We start from the raw sequence: 17054 nt of genomic DNA, 5'->3' as shown, positions 1-17054 counted from the left end.
TCCTACCTACTCGGTGGGGGCTTGACCCATGCAACCTGGCTTTCAATGGATTCCATAGCCAAACTGTTAGGTTTATGAAATACTAAGGTATCTAGAACCACGAAAGTTATGCAGTATAGGCGCGCCATGGAGGATACCCCTTGCCCACCTTAGAAATCGACCATCTCAATAAATCTTTCGACAGCGTCCGCGCGCTGCGGGATATGACCTTTAGCGTGCAGGAGGGCGAAATCTTCGGCTTCGTCGGTTCCAATGGGGCGGGCAAGTCCACCACCATGCGCATCGCACTGGGCGTGCTCGCGAAAGACTCCGGCGAAGTTTATTTCGATGGCTCCCCCATTAATGACGATAACCGCCGCCGCATTGGCTATATGCCAGAAGAGCGCGGGCTCTACGGCAAGGAACCGCTGCTTAGCCAGCTGACGTTCCTGGGCACCCTGCACGGCATGAACAAGCAGGCCGCCCAGAAATCCGGCTCGGAGCTGCTGGAACAGCTAGGGCTGGGAGAGCGCCAGGACGACAAGCTCGATGACTTGTCCTTGGGCAACCAGCAGCGAGTGCAGCTAGCCGCCTCCCTCATCCATGACCCCGATATGTTGATTCTGGATGAGCCCTTTTCCGGCTTGGACCCCGTTGCGGTCAATGTCATGTCTGACATGCTGCGCGAGCGCGCCGCCCGCGGTGTGCCGGTCATCTTTTCCTCCCACCAACTGGACTTGGTGCAGCGCCTGTGCGATCACGTGGGCATCGTCACGCAAGGCCGCATGGTGGCAGAAGGCACGGTAGATGAGCTGCGCACCCAAGGCGCCTCGCGCTATGCGGTGGAAACCCCTGCTCGCGGTTGGTACCCGGAGGGCACCCACCTCGTGGAGGAAACTGACCAGGGCGTGGTGCTCGAGGCCGATGATGGCACCGATGACCAAGCCATCTTGCGCGCTGCCATGGCCGCTGGCCCCGTCCACTCCTTCGGCCTCAAGGTCCCTGACCTTACCGAGCTTTTCCAAGACGTCGTCACCAGCACCACCACCGAGGAGGCCTAGCCCATGCAGTATTCGGCAATGAAGACCATAGGGACCGTCGCCAAGCGCGAAATGGCGGTTGCCCTCAAGACCAAATCCGTTGTCATCATGATGCTGCTGCTTATCATTGGTGCCATCGCCACCCCCATCATCATTGACTTGCTGTCCGGTGGTGACGATGAACCAGACTCCGTCGCCGTGGTGGGCATGGAGGCAGACGCATTCGCTGATTCCGGGCTGGAGACGCAGGCCGCAGATGACCGGGATAGCGCGGTGCAGCTTATCGATGACGGCGACGTCGACGCCGCCCTCGTGCCCGCCAACGACGAGGGGTGGGAGCTTTTGGCCAACGGCACCGTCTCCACCACGATCTCCACCACGGTCAATCAAGTGGTTGCGGCGCAGGCGCAGGCAGAGGCACTAGATACGCTGAATATTGATCCCCAAGAGCTTGCCGCCGCCACCCCATCAGCCGAAGTGACCGCGGTAGATCTGGAAACAGATGAGGCCTCCGAAGAACAGATGGGCAATGTTGCCATCGTCCTTATCGCCGCCATCGTGGTGGTCTTTTCCATCATGACCTTCGCAGGGCTCATCGGTGGCCGCGTTACAGAAGAGAAGTCTTCGCGCGTGGTCGAAATCATCCTTTCCACGGTGCGCCCGGTGGATTTCTTGGCAGGCAAGGTCATTGGCAATACCATTATCGGGCTGCTCGGCACCTTCCTCATCTTGGCCGGCGGCGTGGCTTCCCTGGCATTTACTGGAGCAGCAAGCGAAATCCAGCTCGACTATGGTCTAATCGCTGCCCTGCTCGTCGGGGAAATCCTCGGTCTCTTATTCTTCGGCAGCCTCTATGCCGCAGCCGGCTCCATGGTGCAGCGCACCGAGGATCTGCAATCGACGCAGATGCCCATCCTGCTCATCGTCTTTGCCACCATGTATGTCCCCATGTTTGGCTGGACCAACTTGGATGCCACTTGGATGCAGGTCATGGGCTGGGTGCCGCCGGTCTCTATGTTGGTCGCTCCCCTCCAAGTTGCTGGCGGCAATATGAGCTGGCTGGGCTTGGCGGGAAGCTATGCGGTCCTCGCTGTAGTTACCGCGCTCATTCTCATCGTTGTCGCGCGCATCTACCGCCGCGCCATCTTGAATAACGGCAAGAAGATGACTTGGCGCCAGGTGCTCAAGAAATAAAAATAAATCCGGCCTCCCACTTTCAAAGGGAGGCCGGATTTTTCTATTGCGCAGAATTACTCAACGATGAATTCGTTGGTGATCGGCTGGGTGATATCCAAGGTGCCGTGCTCGATGTAGTACATGCCAAAGAACATGGCGCCGAGCAGCACTACGGACAGCAGCATGCAGGGAATCCACTGGACAAAAACGGAAACCCAGCCCTCGGATTGCTGGCGGGCCGCCGCCTCGCGTTGTTCTTGAGCCTCGCGCTCGTTCATAATGATAAAACCTCTCGCTTCACCGAAGATTAACTAAAAGTATCTTAACAGTTTATGGTCTCCGTGGTGACATTAGATCCCCGGATCTTCATCATTTAATAAAGCCTCAAGGAATGCCTCGCGGTCTGTGAACATTTTCTCGATATCCTCTTCCGCGCCCACGATCCAGGCACCGGCATCCTCATCAAAGGTCAACGCGGACTCGGGGTAGGCTTCCAAGGCTTCCTCCATCGCGGCAATCTGATCGGCATCGGCACGGTCCTCAGCAAAAGCTTCCGGATCACCAATGCGCTGGCCCAGCTCGCCCAAAGCCGTTAAGCCATACGTTTTATGCTGCTTTTTCGGGTGCTCGAAAAGTTCTTGGCCCATCATGGCGGTGTTATTTTCCTCCATTCAATAAAGAATCCGGGACGAATCCCGAATAGCCGGGGATATTATTGACCTGCAATACCCCATGGAAAAAGCGCTTGAGCGCGGGAACGTCCTCCTCGTGGAGGTGGTCGAAGACCAAGCGGCGGACGGATTCCACGTGCTCGGGGGCCGCGCGCTCGAGGTGGTGGAGCCCGGCCTCCGTAATGTGCACGTTGACCCCGCGGCCATCATCGGTGGTCTTTTCTTTAACCAAGAGCCCACGCTTTTCCATGCGAGTGACCTGGTGGGAGGCGCGCGAGCGATCCCAGGCGAGCTCCGTGCACAGATCGCGCAGGCGCAGGTGCTGATCTGGGGCTTCCGAGAGGGATACCAGGACCGCGAATTCGGAGACGGAGATTTCCCCGCCAGCCTTGAGCGTCTCGTCCATGCCCCTATCTATCTTGCGGGTCGCGGCCAATAATAGGCGCCATAGCTCCTGTTCATCATCGTTTAACCAGCGGGTTTGTTCAGACATAAGGACTAGATTACCTCCTTCAGCGTGGCGATGTCGCGCTCGCTGCGCCCAGGCACTCGGGAATAGCGCTGCGGCATGCAGGTAAAGACCAAAACCTGGTTCTCGCGGCCCACCTGTGAGAACAAGGTGGACATCAGTTGCAGGCGGTGGGCGTCGGTAGAGCCCAGCGCGTCATCGACGATGACCGGCACGGTTTCCTCCCCCGCCACCAAGCGCGCGATAGCAAAGCGGGTAAGGATGGCCAGCTGCTCGCGCGCGCCGCCAGACAGGCTGGTCATGGCCACCGTTTCATTATCGCGGGTGCGCGCGGTAACAGAGAGATCGTCTGCCAATTCAAAGCTGATATCCCCGCCGTAAATGGTGCGGGACAGTTGGGCGAGCGCCGCCACGAAAGGCTCGGCATAGCGCTGGCGCGCGGCATCGCGGTGCTTGAGCAGCAACTCACGCAGGTAGCGCGCCGCCAGTGCGCGCTTTTCCACGCTTTCTAGCACCGCTTGGGCCATCTCTGCTTCCGCCTGCGCCTGCTGCTCGCGCTCTGCCGCGCCGGAGTGATAATTAATCTCGCTAGACAACTTGCCGAGCTCCACCTTCGCATCTTGCACCTGATTCTGCAGGTAATCCAGGTGCGATTGCGCGCCCTCCACCAGGCTCTGGGCGGTGGCCAGGTCCACGGCCTCCATCTCAGAAAGCTGCTCCTGCAGCTTGCCTACCAAAGCACCCAACCGCTCTGTCTCTTCTTCCAAGCCGGCATCGGAGGTTTTCTCCCGCGCTTCAGCCAACTCGCGCTCGGCACGTTCGGCCTTCTCGGTAGCGGCAGCGAGCTCGGCCTCCAAGCGCACCACGTCGTGGGCGATGCGGCTATCGCGGAAGGGAATAAGCTCGCGGTCGAGGGCATCGACAAGCTCGCGCGCCTCTTCCTCAGCTTCTTCTGCAGCGGATAGGTCCATGGCCGGGGCTTCATCGAGCTCGGCGACCTTCTCCTTCAGCGCCGCGTGCTGGGCGCGCAGTTCGCCCAAATCATCCGGCCCCAGCTCGCCCTCGAGCTTGCGCGTAGCGGCATCCAATCCAGCATTCTGCTCGGAGTGCGTCTTAAGCAGGGCCTCGGCGGCGGCGATGGACTCGACGCCGGTGGCATCGAAAAGCTCCTGCAGGCGCGCCTCGGCCTGATCTACCTCGCGTTGGGTTTTATCGGAAGAGTACGCACCGGCCACAAAGCGGGCGGTGATATCGCCGATGGTGATCTCGCGGCCATCGACAAGCTCAATTGCGGGCTGCTTGCCGATGTCCACCAGCTTCCCATCCACCCCAATCTCCGCGCCCTCGGGCCCGGAAAACTCCACCTTGGCGGCGGTGGCATCGTGCAGGCGCTTAGCCAGTGACAGATCGGCATCCGCCTTGCGGAGTTCCTCGACATCCGCGGCGGTCATCTCGCGCCCGCGCTGGGCGATCTCCGCCTGGGCCTTCTCCACGCCACGTGCCAAGACCTCCACCTTGAGCAGGCGCTTATCCAGGCGCTTAAAGGTCTCCTTGTCCTGATGCAGCCGCGCCTGCTTGAGCGTTGCGCGCGCGGTGGCGTAGTCCTCTTTGGCGGTAGCCAGCTTCTTTTCCACCGCCTCTTTATTCTCGTTTTCCTCCGCGGCCTTCTCGCGGGCGGTCGCAAGTTTATCCGCGGCGCTCGACTTTGCGGTGCCAGCGGCATCGAGCGCCTCGACCATCTCCTGGCGCTTAGACTGCGCATCCTTCGAGCGTTGGAAATCCTCCTTGGCGCGGGTGAGCTCGGCCTTGTGCGCATCCACTTGGTGCTGGGCCTTCACGGCCTCGTCCGCGGCGGCCTGCTTCTCGGCGAGGTCCTTGCGCGCCGCGGGAAGCTGCGCCTCGGCCTCTTCTTGCTGGCGTTCCAAGTGCTCGTAGCGTTCCACCACGGAATCGAGCCCGCGCACCGCAGCGGTTGCTTCTTCCAACTCCTGCTCGGCACGCTCCGCATTGTCCTGGGCCTTCTTGTATTCGCCGGCCGCCTTGCCCGTCTTTTCGGTGTAGTAGCGCTTATATTCCTTATCCACCTTGCCCAAAAGCTGAGAATCATCGCCGGATACCTCGTCCTCCGCCAGGCCGGACTCCTGCTCGAGGGCCTGCGTCAGCGACGGAATGCCCACCGCGGAGATGGCGTCATTGGGGTCATCCTGGCGCATAAAGAGGACATCGAGAAGCTGGCGATCCATGTTCTCGCTTAAAATCTGTTCCAGCTCGTCATCGGCCTGGCGGCCTGTATATTGTGCGTGGCGCGGGGACGAGATGGCCAGCTCACAGTACTTCTTCTGCAGCCAGCGCTTGGCAATGCGAAAGCGGTACTCCCCCACGGAAATATCCGCAATGACCTCAGGCGATACGTCCTTGCCCACCGGCTGCAGATCCCGGATACCGCTGGGGCGCGCCGTGTGCTTTTCAGTCAGCACCACATCGAGGGCCTCCACGATGGTAGATTTACCGGCCTCGTTCTCGCCGTGAATGACCACCACCCCGGTTTCTGGAAGGTCATCCAACACCAGATGCTCGATGCCGCGGACGTTTTTAATCTCTAAGCTGTGGATGCGCATGTGGTTTATCCCTCCAGGCGAAATAGCAGGTTGGCGGCGTCGCGGGCCACCGGATCCTCGCGGTTATCCAGCAGCTCCTGCAGGGCGTCGGCAGCATAGCCGGAAATATCCAGGTTGGCTAGTTCATCTTCGCTAGGCTCCAGGAACAGGTCCATGGTCCGCTCGCGCGGGCGCAGCGAGGCAAAGACCGCCTCCAACTCATCCAGCCCACGCTGGAGCCGGGCGTGCGCCGCAATGCCGAGGGTCCCCTGCAGGCTGTATTTAACCGCCGTGCGCACCTTATCCGGGTACTCCTCCAGACTGCGCAGGAAGCGCTCGACGTCCTCGGTGGAATTGACGGAGGCATCGAGGGCTTCAAACGTCCAGCGCCCGATGCTGCGTTTATCGATGTCTATATCCTCCCCCTCAATCCTTACCACCAGCGCATTCCCGGAATCGGCCTCACCGCCACCCGTGGAGCACTCCTTAAAGTCCGTGGTCTCCGGGCTGCCGGAGAACCAGACGCGCCCGGTTGTGCCCAGGCTGGCCGTCGAGTGGGTATCGCCCAGCGCCAAGTAATCAATCACCCCGCGCTCCAAGCACTGTTCGACGAATTCCAAGTCGATGGTATCGGCATCTCCCCCGCTAGTACGCGAATCCACCTGGCCATGGCCCACGGCAATCCGAATTCCTTCCGTGGAATCGAGCGGTTCTAAGGCCTGGCGCACCAAATCGTGGTTGGCGCGCTTGGACAGGTATGGCGCCCCGACCACTTCCACGCCCTTGCCCACCTCGATGGGCTCAGAATCCGCGATGACGTGCACGTTGTCGGCGCTGGTGCGATAAAATACCGAGTCCGCGACCAACGGATCGTGGTTTCCGGGCAGCACATACACCGGTACCGGCAGGCGCTTAAACATCTCGGTGGCGCGGGCCAAGATCTCCCGGGAGAGCGCATTGTGCTCAAATACATCGCCGGCGACGACGATGAACTCCGCGCCAACCTCCTCCGCGAGCTGGCCTAGGTGCACGATGGCGGACTCGCGGTCATCGTTGAAACGACCTTGTGCCTCCCCCTTCAAGAACCAGCGGGTCATGCCCAGCTGGAAGTCGGACGTGTGGATAAAGGTCGTTGCAGTCATAATCAGTGCGTTAAGTGGTAGTAGAGGTCTTCGATGTCGGACACGGCGCGCAAGAGATCAATATTGGTATGCGATACGGCCCGCAGGGCTTTGCGCAAAAGGTCTGGATCGGAATCTTCCAATGCTGGGGCAACCTTGGGGTGCGGCAGCTTGGGCATCTCGCGGCCATTCCAGAACACATCGTTCTTTTCTTCCGCGGATAAATCGCTAGCCCCAAAGCTTTCGCGGGAGACCTGCTGCGATTGCTCCATGACGGCCTTTTCCAGGCGCGCAAAGTCCAGCCCGCGCATATTGAAAATCACGGCGGGATCCGCATCCGCGCGGGTGGCGAGCCTATCTCCCACCGCCACGATGTGCTTGCAGGCATAGGCGGAATCCGGGCAGGTGCAGGAAAGACGCAGATCTTCGGCGTCGCTGGCGAACAAGGTATCCAGCGCTTCCTCAGATAGCAGGCCCTTGCGCGCATTCGCTACGGAATTAGGCGTGCGCGCGAATTGGCTGGCGAGTGCCGCGATATCGTCATTATCGCGGTACGGCAGCTGAATGAGCACGGAAAAAGGCTCGTTCTGGGAACCGGCCACGCGTCCGTGGATGGCACCGTTACGGATCTCCAATCCCACGACGTGCCCGCCCTCGGCGTACTGGCGCCCGCGGGTAATCCGCCCCCGGTCCGCGTCATGGCTGGTAAAGGAAGAAATCCGAGCGGCGGTCTTGGACAGCAGCCGCCCGCTGCGGTCAACATGGTTGACCTCATCCGGGGTGCTCACGCGCTTGCGGGTACCAAAGTTTGCGTAGATGACATTGTCATCGCCCTTGACGGCCATCCGCTTACTCCTTTCCCCGGTAACTCATGAGCTCCGCCAGCTGGTCCGGCTCCAGTTCCGTAAGCCAGCCTTCGCCTTCACCGACGACGGCCCCAGCCAGCTGCGTCTTTCCATCCAAGATGTCTTGAATGGATTCTTCCAACGTGCCAGCGGTAATCATCTTATACACCTGCACGTTGCGGCGCTGACCGATGCGGAAGGCACGGTCCGTGGCTTGGTTTTCCACTGCGGGGTTCCACCAACGGTCCATGTGCACCACGATCGATGCCGCGGTGAGGTTGAGGCCCGTGCCACCCGCCTTCAGCGAAAGGATCATCGCCTGTGGGCCATCATCGGCCTGGAAGTCCTCCACCATCTGGTCGCGTTTATTTTTGGTCACCCCGCCGTGCAGGAAGGGAATCTCATGGCCCAGCTGCCCGCTCAGGTAGGGCTGCAGGATAGCCCCGAAGGCCTTGTACTGCGTAAAGATCAGCAGGCGCTCACCGGATTCGGTGGCGGCATCGACAATCCGCATCAGCTCCTTCACCTTGCCCGAGCGGTGCTTGCCCTTGATAACCACCGGTGAATCATCCCCCAGGTAATGCGCCGGGTGATTGCAGATCTGCTTAATGCGGGTCAGGGAGGCCAAGACGATGCCGCGCTTGCTGATGCCCGTAGCATCCTCCAAGCTCTTCTTCACCTCATTGACCAGCGCTTTGTACAGCGCGGCCTGTTCGGTGGTCATGGATACGGTAAGAATCTGCTCGGACTTTTCCGGCAGGTCATCGATGATATTGGGATCGGTCTTGACGCGGCGCAGGATGAGAGGCGCGGTCAGCGCGCGCAGGCGCTCGGACATCTCCTCATCATTATTGCGCTCGATGGCCTTGGCAAAGTGATTGCGGAAGAAGGACGACGTACCCAAAATTCCTGGGTTGCAAAAGTCCAAGATGGACCGCATCTCCGATAGCCGGTTTTCCACCGGAGTACCGGTTAGCGCCACGCGGTGCTCAGAGGGCAGCGATCGCACCGCCTTGGAGGAACGCGTGGCCGAATTCTTAATGGCCTGCGCCTCATCGAGGACCACGCGCTGCCAGGACACCTCACCCAAGAGGTTGAAATCCCGGCTGACGGTGCCGTACGTCGTGATGACCAGATCGGCTTTCGCGGCGGCCTCGAGGAACCTCTCTCCGCCCGGACGCCCCGCGCCGTGTTGCACCATGACCTTAAAATCCGGCACGAAGCGGCGGGCCTCGCGAGCCCAGTTGCCCACCACGGAGGTGGGGGCAACGACCAAGGTGGGCCCGGTCTGTTCGCCGCGCTCTTTCTCCACTGCCAAAAGGGACAGTAGTTGAAGTGTTTTGCCGAGCCCCATGTCATCGGCAAGCACGGCGCCAATATTATTGCGCGACATCCAATACAGCCAGTCCACGCCCGTGCGCTGATACTCGCGCAGCTCCGCGTGGACGGTCTCCGGGATGTCCACGCGCTTAGGTGCGACCGTATCCATGCCGCCGAGCAACGCGGTATGCCACGTGCTGCCGGTAAATTCGATGGGCTCCTGAGCCATCGACTCGAGCGCCAGCTCCCGCAGCTCCGCCACCGTGACCTGGTGCTCGCTCTTCTCGTTGAACTCCGCTCGGCGACGCTCAACCTCCGCCATGAGCTGCTGCCAGCCCGGCTCACCTAGCTTCTTGGCCATCTCCGCCGAGGCCGCCAGCTGCTCGAGCTCCTTCTTGGCGCGTTCGCGGGACTTATCCGCCAGCTCCTCCATATAAGAGGAAACCTTAGATACGACCTGGGTATCGGCCATCACCCACTTGCCACGCAGCTGGATGAGCCCGGACTTGGAATTGACCAGCTCGTCCATCTCGGACTCGGTAAGCTCCACATCGCCCACGGACATGCGCCAGTTATAGTCCACGAGCTGATTCATGCCGATGTGCTTCTTCGTGGCGGCCTCCGCCGGATCCCGCGCCTCGCGAGTTTCCAGCTTGGCCTTCGTATCCATCTGCGCCCACGATTTGGGCAGCATGACGGTAATGCCCCGCTTCTTCAGCTCGGGTACCTCGTGCGCAATAAACTGCGTGAGCTGCTCCGTATCCAGGTAAACATCCCAATCGCCGTCGCCAGGCTGGGGCATTTGCGTACTCTGGCCTAGGCTCGGCGCCGCGTGCACGGCCTTGCGGTGGTTTTCGCGCAGCTTCTCGATGCTCGCCCTATCCAACTCATCCGCCAACACCGGCCGCGGCGAATCCGTTCCAGAGCGCACCCGCACCCGAATCGGCCACGCTGCGTCTTCTGGATCCTGTTCTTCCGGCTCCTCCACGATGTAGACGAGCTGGAGTTCCACCTGGTAAATGGAATTCTTCCATTCATTAAGCCCGCGCAGTAGTTGCGCGCGGCCGCGGCGAATGGGAGACGTCGTCAAAAGTGCACGGGCGAAGTCGTGCCACGGCATGGGCCGGGGTTCATTGAGCAGCGGCTGCAATTCCCGGTTGGCAATCCAATGCGTTAGTTCATCCGCTAGGTCATCTGAAAGAGCCCTATTATTTATATGGAGAATCCCGGGTGCCGCGGCCATCATTTCTGCGAGCCAACCGCGCTCGCCCAAGCCTGAGGCCAACTGCCACATGGGGAACCACTCGTTAGCCTGGTACGCCAGCCGGAACGTCACCCTGCCCGCGCGGACAAACTTGCTCAGGCCGCTATATGCGTGAATGAGCCAGTGCAGATCCGGTGCAATCGATTCCGGTGGATGGTGATCCAGGTATTCCAGCTGGGCTAGGGCTTCTACCGCTTCTTCCGGGGCAAACATGGCCATGGGCACCATGAGCGAGACGTCCTTACCCTTTGGGGTCCGCAGTGATACTCGCGCCCGGTTCCGGAAGGATTTCTTAGCCAAGATAGCATCGACTGCCTGCGGAAACGTCCCCTCCGGCACGGCCGAAGGCATAACAATCTTGTGTCCTTCTACCTGCTCAATCCATAGACCAAGCCCCGAGACTGGCAGCCAAAAGCCATGCACAAGGTAAGAAGCCATAACGGCCAGCATAGCAGCCCCGTATAGTTTTGTTACAAGCTCGTTATATTCACGTCTTTACGCAGTTAAACGGTGAAAAACATCACCGGAGATCTATGCCACAGCTGAATTTTAGCTTGGGTGAACCTGAAGTCACCGTTAACGTAAAAATGTCCGACAAATCACTACAAGGAGTGAAACGTGCAAGAATCAACTTGGTACGTCATTGCGATGATTGTGTACTTCCTCGTAATGGCAGCCATTGGCTACTGGAGCTACAAACAAACCGACGAATATGACGATTATGTTTTGGGCGGCCGTGGCCTGCACCCATTCGTAGCTGCTCTCTCCGCCGGCGCATCCGATATGTCCGGCTGGCTGCTTATGGGTCTGCCTGGCGCGCTCTTCCTTTCCGGTTTTTCCGAGCTGTGGATGCCTATCGGCCTCCTTATCGGTGCATGGGCAAACTGGAAGTGGATTGCGCCGCGTCTGCGCGCTTACTCGGAGGTTGCGGGCGATTCCATTACGGTCCCCTCCTTCTTCGAGAACCGTCTGCGCGATAAGTCGCGCATGCTGCGTATTATCTCCGCAGTTATCATTATCTTCTTCTTTACCTTCTACGTCTCTTCCGGCATGGTCTCCGGTGGTCGTTACTTCGAGTCCACCTTCGGTGGCGACTACATCACCGGTATGTTGGTCATCGCCGCAGTGACCATTTTCTACACCTTCATCGGTGGCTTCCTGGCAGTGTCCTACACCGACGCTATGCAGGGCATGCTGATGTTCGTCGCCCTGCTGATCGTGCCAATCATGGCGCTTTTCGCTCTTGACGATGCCGGCGCGATCTTCTCCTTCGCTACCGAAAACAGCTACGCTACCGACGGGGCTCTCGAGCCAAACGATAACTACTTCTCTCTCTTCGCTGGCGTTTCCGCTGGTGTTATCGTTGGTAACGCCGCTTGGGGCTTGGGCTACTTTGGTCAGCCGCACATTATCGTGCGCTTCATGGCGCTGCGTAAGCCTTCCGACGCCAAGCAGGGCCGTTTCTACGGCATCACCTGGATGGGTCTTTCCGTCATCGGCGCTATCTTCGTTGCGCTTACCGGTACCGTGTACTTCACCCAGTTCGGTGAAACCATCACTGACCAAGAAAACTTCGAGACCATCTTCTTGGATATGGCTCAGGCCATGATGCACCCATTGCCTGCAGGTTTCGTCTTGACCGCAGTTCTGGCAGCGATCATGTCCACCATGTCCTCCCAGATGCTCGTGGTGTCCTCTTCCCTGATTGAGGACCTCTACCTCATCATCGCAAAGCGCAAGCCTTCCGAGGGCGTTCTGATTAACCTGTCCCGTACCGCCGTTGTGGCCATCGCGGTTATCGCCGCACTCCTGGCTATCAACCCGTCCGACTCCATTCTTGGCCTGGTCGGCTTCGCATGGGCTGGTTTCGGTTCCGCATTCGGTCCGCTGGTCATCCTGGCTCTGTACTGGAAGCGCCTCAACGCAACCGGTGCAATCGCCGGTATGGTTACCGGTGCAGTCGTCGCCATCGGTTGGGGCATGTCCCCGCTCGGCGATTCCCTCTACGAGATGGTTCCGGGCTTCTTCTCCGCACTCATCGTCACCGTTCTGGTCACCTTGGCTACCAAGCAGCCAGACCAGGAGGTCTTGGACGAGTTCGAGGAAGCCGAAAAGCTTGCCAAGCTCGTTGAGAAGGACGACTCCCTGGACTTCGAGGAAGCAGCAGAAAAGGTTTCCGATAACAAGTAGGAACCTTCCCGCACCTCGCGGAGTCCAATAGGACATGAAGTCCTATTACCTGGCCGCGCTATCATGCATAACCGCTCTCGTTATCGCATGGTATGCGTGGCCTTTTCCGCGTTTTGATGTCTCCACCGTTCCATCCCGCGCGGAATTGCAGGGCTACGACCGCGACGAGTTCGGCGGCTGGCAGCCCAACGGTGCATGCACCACGCGTGAGGCCATCATGGAGAACCAAGCCAGCGAGGCGTTCGCAGACTGCCGGCCGCAATCCGGCACGCTCTATGACCCCTACGCGGGCGAGATGATTTCAGCCACCTCCCCTATTGAGGTTGACCACATCTTCCCACTTTCTGCCGCCTTTGACATGGGTGCCGCACAGTGGGACCAAGACACCAAGATCCGCTTTGCCAACGATCCCCTCAACTTGGTGGCGACCAGCCGGAAGCTCAATCAGGAAAAGTCTGATTCCCTCCCCTCTGAGTGGTTACCGCCCGCTAACCGCTGCGATTACTCGCGGCGCCTCGCAAAAATCGCGCGCAAGTACGAGTTACCGTTGCCCCGCGCGGATGTCCGTGCAATGAGAAGGCAATGTCGGTTCGATTTCTAGCAGTTAAATTGATTAGGGTGAACAAGGCAACTTTTCTTAACTGAAGGGCATCCTCCATGACTACTTTGTTCATCTTCCTGCACGTGGCAGCGGCCATCGTTTTGCTCGGCCCCGTGTGCATTTCCACCTCCATCTACCAGACCCAGCTGCAGGGCGCAGCGCAGGGCGATAAGACGGCCCTCGGCGCCGCCCGCAACTTGCACAACATCACCAATACTTACGGCTACATTTCCGCCCTCGTGCCGGTCCTTGGCCTTGCAGTGTTCCTGTCTGATATTGAAACCTTCAAGAGCCAGGTCAACTTCCACATCGCCATCCTCGTGGCCATCATCGCGTGGTGCCTGCTCTTCTTCCTCATCCTCCCTAAGCAGCGCACGGCGCAGGCAGCCCTAGAATCCGGCGATACCGCCAACCTGGGCTCCATCAAGAAGTCCCTGTCCGCTTTCGGCGGCGTCTTCAACCTCCTGTGGATCATCTGCCTTATCCTGATGTACATCTAGGAAGCCATTTACTCTCCGGGGACAGTGTCATCGCTGTCCCCTTTTTCATGCGTGGACTCCTCTCTGAGCTCTTCTTTTAGTTGCTGCGCATCTGCGTGCGCATTCTCCCGCCGCTTCTGCGTGGCCTGCGCTACCGTCTGCGCCCACCTGCGGTTCTTCGGCGCCAGCGGTCCGCTCGCGGAGTCGTAGACCCACGTAGAGTCATCAAAAAGCCAGACGATGTCCCCGCTTATCGGGTCCTTGATATAAAACGCCCTCCCATCGGTCTTAATATTGTGATGGTGCTGGCATAAGCAGGTGAGGTTTGCTGCCGAGGTCGGCCCACCATCTGCAAAGTCGTGCCGATGGTCCATCTGGGACGCCACCGCCGGCCGCGTACAGCCTGGCCACCGGCACGTGCCATCCAAGCCCTCTACAAACGCCCGGATATCTGGCGGCGTCACATAGTTAGGGCTCTCCGCCTGACCGGCCTTCTCCATATCCCTTGTCGTTGTCGCGCGAGCCTGTAGGTCATCCGCGATCTCCGGGGATACCCAGCCTAAGTTCTGTACAAACGCGGGTGCATCCGGCAGGTCGCAGCGATACATATTCAACACGACCTTGGCCTTAGCCTGTGCTTTTCCAGTCAACAGTTCCACTGCGGCCTCAGCCATCGTGAGGTCCTTGTCCGTAGCGATATCCCGAATATTGCGGTCGATTATCTCCGCGGTTTCTAACCCGACGTCCAGGCAAACCGCAGCCCACTCCCCGCCTGTAGGTTCAACGCTATAGGCTTGCTTGCGGCGCGGATCCCGCGCGGCAATAGAGGGATCGAGGCGCACGATGAGCTCGCGCAGCTTTCGGCGGAGATTGCGGTGCGAGGGCAGCTTTTGATTGGGACGGGTTGGGGTCAAGTAGTTGGTCAGGGCGTCATCGATAGTGAATTTCTTCTCCGCATCAATGGCGCCGAGTTTGGCTAGGGTTTGGTCAATCGTAATGAGTCGGTCTAAATCTAAATGGAAATGCTGTTCTTGCCGAGCGCGCAGCCGCGGCAGCTCTTTTAATCGCTCGAAGGCGAAAATAATATTCCTAATTCGGGACTGACGCGCCCCAGTTAAGTTAGACAGGGATTGGCTAATAATTTCGATATCGTCATCTGAGCCAGGATGAAGCTTCTCCCAGAACTGGTATTCCGCCTTCCTAATCTCCGTAGCTGCACGGGAGGTAGAATTTTCTGGATTGGTATTGGCATAATATGGCGCATTCATGGACTTTCTTTCGAGAGATTTACTAGAACATTCTTTCGCCATACACCATACAAAACCGCCCCGACACGCTACCCCCGTTTATAGTAAAAGCGCAGGTCACAGGGCATGAAAAAAGGGCCTCTAAAAAGAGGCCCTTTGGAGGTTTAATTAGTCGCGGAAGCGACCACCGTGCTTGCGGCCACCGCCGCCGCCATCACGGCGAGGCGGGCGACCGGTATCCTTCTGAATCTTGATGAGCTGGCCAGAAATCCGGGTATCCTTCAGGCGGTCCAGCACAGCCGGGTCCATGTTCTTCGGCAGGTCCACGAGCGTGTGCCCCACCGCAATGGTGATGCGCCCGAAGTCCTTGGCAGACAGGCCACCTTCGTTGGCGATTGCACCGACGATGGCACCCGGGCGGACATTCTGGCGCTTGCCGACGTCCAACCGGTACGTCTCAAAGTCACCATCCGGCCGCTTGGAGCCGCCGCGGTTCTTGCCGCCACCCTTGAAGTCGCGGTCGCGCTTGCGGTCATCGCGATCGCGGCGGTCCTTCTTTGGCTTGGGCAAAGGCTTGTCTTCCAATAGGAAGTTCTTGCCACCCTGGTGCATGACGGCCAAGGCCGCGGCGATGTCATCCATCGCGACGTCATTGTCTTCCGAGTACTTGCGCACCAAGTTGCGGAAGAAATCGGCCTGCTTGTTGTCCATGGACTGGGTAATGGCCTGCGCAAACTTTTCCTTGCGCTTCTCATTGACCTCATCGACGGACGGCAGATCCATCTCTTCGAGACGAGCGTTGGTCACGCGCTCGATGGAGCGCAGCATGCGGCGCTCGCGTGGGGTGACAAACAGGATTGCCTCACCGGAGCGACCGGCACGGCCGGTGCGGCCGATGCGGTGCACGTAGGACTCGGTGTCGTTCGGGATGTCGAAGTTCACCACGTGGGTGATGCGCTCCACGTCGAGACCACGCGCGGCGACGTCGGTAGCGACGAGGATGTCTAGGCGACCATCCTTGAGCTGGTCAACGGTGCGCTCGCGCTGCGCCTGGGCGATGTCGCCGTTAATGGCAGCAGCGCTGTAGCCGCGATCGCGCAGGGCCTCGGCCACCTCTTCGGTTTCGTGCTTGGTGCGGCAGAAGACGATGATGGCGTCATAGGTAATGACCTCGAGGATGCGGGTGAAGGCATCCATCTTTGCGCGGTGCGGAATCAGCAGGAAGCGCTGCTTAATGTTGTCGTTGGTGCGGCGCTCGGACTTAACGGTTACTTCCGCCGGGTTGTGCAGGTACTGCTTGGACAGGCGGCGGATGGCATTAGGCATGGTGGCGGAGAAAAGCGCCACTTGCTTGCGGTCCGGGGTGCTTTCCAGGATGCGCTCGACGTCTTCCTGGAAGCCCATGTTCAGCATCTCATCGGCCTCATCGAGGACGAGGAACTGCAGCTGGGACAGGTCAAGCGAACCCTTTTCCAGGTGGTCGATGACGCGACCCGGGGTACCCACGATGACCTGGGCACCGCGGCGCAGACCAGACAACTGGATGCCGTAGGCCTGACCACCGTAGATGGGAAGAACCTCGATGCCTTTGAGGGTTTCCGCGAAGGATTGGAAGGCGTCTGCAACCTGCAGGGCGAGCTCGCGGGTTGGCGCGAGGACGAGCGCCTGCGGATGGCGCGCTTGCGGGTCAAGCTGGGACAAGACCGGCAGCGCGAAGGCTGCGGTCTTGCCTGTACCGGTCTGTGCAAGGCCCACGACGTCGCGGCCTTCCATCAGGATCGGGATGGTTTCTGCTTGGATGGGGGACGGCGTGGTGAAGCCTACTTTCGCAACGGCTTGCAGAATTTTATCTGGCAGGCCGAGGTGCTCGAACCCCTGGGAGTTGTCGTTGGCCGAGTCCTTGGACTCAGCGCCGGTGCCCTCAGAAGTATTCGCAGCCCTGGTGTCCTGGTTGACACCTTGCGAGTTGTCCTGAGATTCCGACTTATTAAAATCTTCCGGCTCGTTTACGCCGCCGGTGGCGTTATCGGTAATGCTCATTGCTCGTCCAACCCT

14 protein-coding genes are annotated in these 17054 nt (G+C 59.5%); 5 read left to right on the top strand and 9 right to left on the bottom strand.

Annotated features, from left to right (window positions below; all coding sequences use genetic code 11):
• Positions 1–140 precede the first annotated feature (140 nt).
• Together EL217_RS04700 and EL217_RS04695 are read left to right on the top strand one after the other, a co-directional pair.
• Positions 141–1040, top strand: a complete 900-nt coding sequence (locus EL217_RS04700) for an ABC transporter ATP-binding protein (protein ID WP_126318804.1) — start codon at positions 141–143, stop codon at positions 1038–1040.
• 3 nt (positions 1041–1043) lie between these two features.
• Positions 1044–2213: an ABC transporter permease gene (locus EL217_RS04695; protein WP_023030975.1), complete on the top strand. Its 1170-nt coding sequence runs from the start codon at positions 1044–1046 to the stop codon at positions 2211–2213.
• Positions 2214–2269: 56 nt separating this feature from the next.
• On the opposite strand, the gene EL217_RS04690 is transcribed toward EL217_RS04695, so the two are convergent.
• The 7 genes from EL217_RS04690 to EL217_RS04660 form a co-directional block, all read right to left on the bottom strand.
• A complete protein-coding gene (locus EL217_RS04690) occupies positions 2270–2473 on the bottom strand; it encodes a hypothetical protein (protein WP_023017763.1) in 204 nt (67 codons plus the stop codon).
• A gap of 72 nt (positions 2474–2545) precedes the next feature.
• Positions 2546–2866: a molecular chaperone GrpE gene (locus tag EL217_RS04685; protein ID WP_126318802.1), complete on the bottom strand. Its 321-nt coding sequence runs from the start codon at positions 2864–2866 to the stop codon at positions 2546–2548.
• Entirely contained in the window at positions 2853–3359 is a 507-nt protein-coding gene (locus tag EL217_RS04680; RefSeq protein ID WP_005282341.1) for a MarR family winged helix-turn-helix transcriptional regulator, read from the bottom strand. Before EL217_RS04680 ends, EL217_RS04685 begins: the two co-directional genes overlap by 14 nt.
• A gap of 5 nt (positions 3360–3364) precedes the next feature.
• The gene (locus EL217_RS04675) at positions 3365–5953 is read right to left on the bottom strand and encodes an AAA family ATPase (RefSeq protein WP_126318800.1); all 2589 of its coding nucleotides are present in this window, start codon (positions 5951–5953) and stop codon (positions 3365–3367) included.
• Positions 5954–5958: 5 nt separating this feature from the next.
• Positions 5959–7074, bottom strand: a complete 1116-nt coding sequence (locus EL217_RS04670) for a metallophosphoesterase family protein (protein WP_126318798.1) — start codon at positions 7072–7074, stop codon at positions 5959–5961.
• Positions 7075–7076: 2 nt separating this feature from the next.
• Positions 7077–7898: an SWIM zinc finger family protein gene (locus tag EL217_RS04665; RefSeq protein WP_023017759.1), complete on the bottom strand. Its 822-nt coding sequence runs from the start codon at positions 7896–7898 to the stop codon at positions 7077–7079.
• Positions 7899–7902: 4 nt separating this feature from the next.
• Positions 7903–10932 carry an SNF2-related protein gene (locus tag EL217_RS04660; RefSeq protein WP_126318796.1) on the bottom strand — a complete coding sequence of 1010 codons (3030 nt, stop codon included), beginning with the start codon at positions 10930–10932 and terminating at the stop codon, positions 7903–7905.
• 168 nt (positions 10933–11100) lie between these two features.
• Here EL217_RS04660 and putP point away from each other — a divergent pair, with 168 nt between their 5' ends.
• From putP to EL217_RS04645, 3 genes are read left to right on the top strand one after another with little or no spacing between them, the layout of a single operon-like run.
• The gene (putP, locus tag EL217_RS04655) at positions 11101–12672 is read left to right on the top strand and encodes a sodium/proline symporter PutP (protein ID WP_005282330.1); all 1572 of its coding nucleotides are present in this window, start codon (positions 11101–11103) and stop codon (positions 12670–12672) included.
• Between the two features lie 34 nt (positions 12673–12706).
• The gene (locus tag EL217_RS04650; RefSeq protein WP_023026312.1) at positions 12707–13273 is read left to right on the top strand and encodes an HNH endonuclease family protein; all 567 of its coding nucleotides are present in this window, start codon (positions 12707–12709) and stop codon (positions 13271–13273) included.
• A gap of 56 nt (positions 13274–13329) precedes the next feature.
• Positions 13330–13773, top strand: a complete 444-nt coding sequence (locus EL217_RS04645) for a hypothetical protein (protein WP_005280147.1) — start codon at positions 13330–13332, stop codon at positions 13771–13773.
• A gap of 8 nt (positions 13774–13781) precedes the next feature.
• Here EL217_RS04645 and EL217_RS04640 read toward each other — a convergent pair whose 3' ends face one another.
• Positions 13782–15020: an HNH endonuclease signature motif containing protein gene (locus EL217_RS04640; RefSeq protein WP_126318794.1), complete on the bottom strand. Its 1239-nt coding sequence runs from the start codon at positions 15018–15020 to the stop codon at positions 13782–13784.
• Between the two features lie 147 nt (positions 15021–15167).
• Positions 15168–17039, bottom strand: coding sequence for a DEAD/DEAH box helicase (locus EL217_RS04635; RefSeq protein ID WP_023017755.1), 1872 nt, complete (start codon positions 17037–17039; stop codon positions 15168–15170).
• Positions 17040–17054: the final 15 nt, after the last annotated feature.

The sequence above is a fragment of the Corynebacterium segmentosum genome (assembly GCF_900637825.1).
GTDB classification, from domain to species: domain Bacteria; phylum Actinomycetota; class Actinomycetes; order Mycobacteriales; family Mycobacteriaceae; genus Corynebacterium; species Corynebacterium accolens.
Note: the sequence above shows the minus strand (reverse complement) of the source record. Positions and strands in the feature narration are given on the sequence as shown.

What these genes read in the sequence shown, in the direction of transcription:
- EL217_RS04640 (WP_126318794.1), bottom strand. Translation starts at nt 15,020, where the DNA reads ATGAATGCGCCATATTATGCCAATACCAATCCAGAAAATTCTACCTCC.
- EL217_RS04690 (WP_023017763.1), bottom strand. Translation starts at nt 2,473, where the DNA reads ATGAACGAGCGCGAGGCTCAAGAACAACGCGAGGCGGCGGCCCGCCAG.
- EL217_RS04675 (WP_126318800.1), bottom strand. Translation starts at nt 5,953, where the DNA reads ATGCGCATCCACAGCTTAGAGATTAAAAACGTCCGCGGCATCGAGCAT.
- EL217_RS04685 (WP_126318802.1), bottom strand. Translation starts at nt 2,866, where the DNA reads ATGGAGGAAAATAACACCGCCATGATGGGCCAAGAACTTTTCGAGCAC.
- EL217_RS04680 (WP_005282341.1), bottom strand. Translation starts at nt 3,359, where the DNA reads ATGTCTGAACAAACCCGCTGGTTAAACGATGATGAACAGGAGCTATGG.
- EL217_RS04670 (WP_126318798.1), bottom strand. Translation starts at nt 7,074, where the DNA reads ATGACTGCAACGACCTTTATCCACACGTCCGACTTCCAGCTGGGCATG.
- EL217_RS04635 (WP_023017755.1), bottom strand. Translation starts at nt 17,039, where the DNA reads ATGAGCATTACCGATAACGCCACCGGCGGCGTAAACGAGCCGGAAGAT.
- EL217_RS04650 (WP_023026312.1), top strand. Translation starts at nt 12,707, where the DNA reads ATGAAGTCCTATTACCTGGCCGCGCTATCATGCATAACCGCTCTCGTT.
- EL217_RS04665 (WP_023017759.1), bottom strand. Translation starts at nt 7,898, where the DNA reads ATGGCCGTCAAGGGCGATGACAATGTCATCTACGCAAACTTTGGTACC.
- EL217_RS04660 (WP_126318796.1), bottom strand. Translation starts at nt 10,932, where the DNA reads ATGCTGGCCGTTATGGCTTCTTACCTTGTGCATGGCTTTTGGCTGCCA.
- EL217_RS04645 (WP_005280147.1), top strand. Translation starts at nt 13,330, where the DNA reads ATGACTACTTTGTTCATCTTCCTGCACGTGGCAGCGGCCATCGTTTTG.
- EL217_RS04695 (WP_023030975.1), top strand. Translation starts at nt 1,044, where the DNA reads ATGCAGTATTCGGCAATGAAGACCATAGGGACCGTCGCCAAGCGCGAA.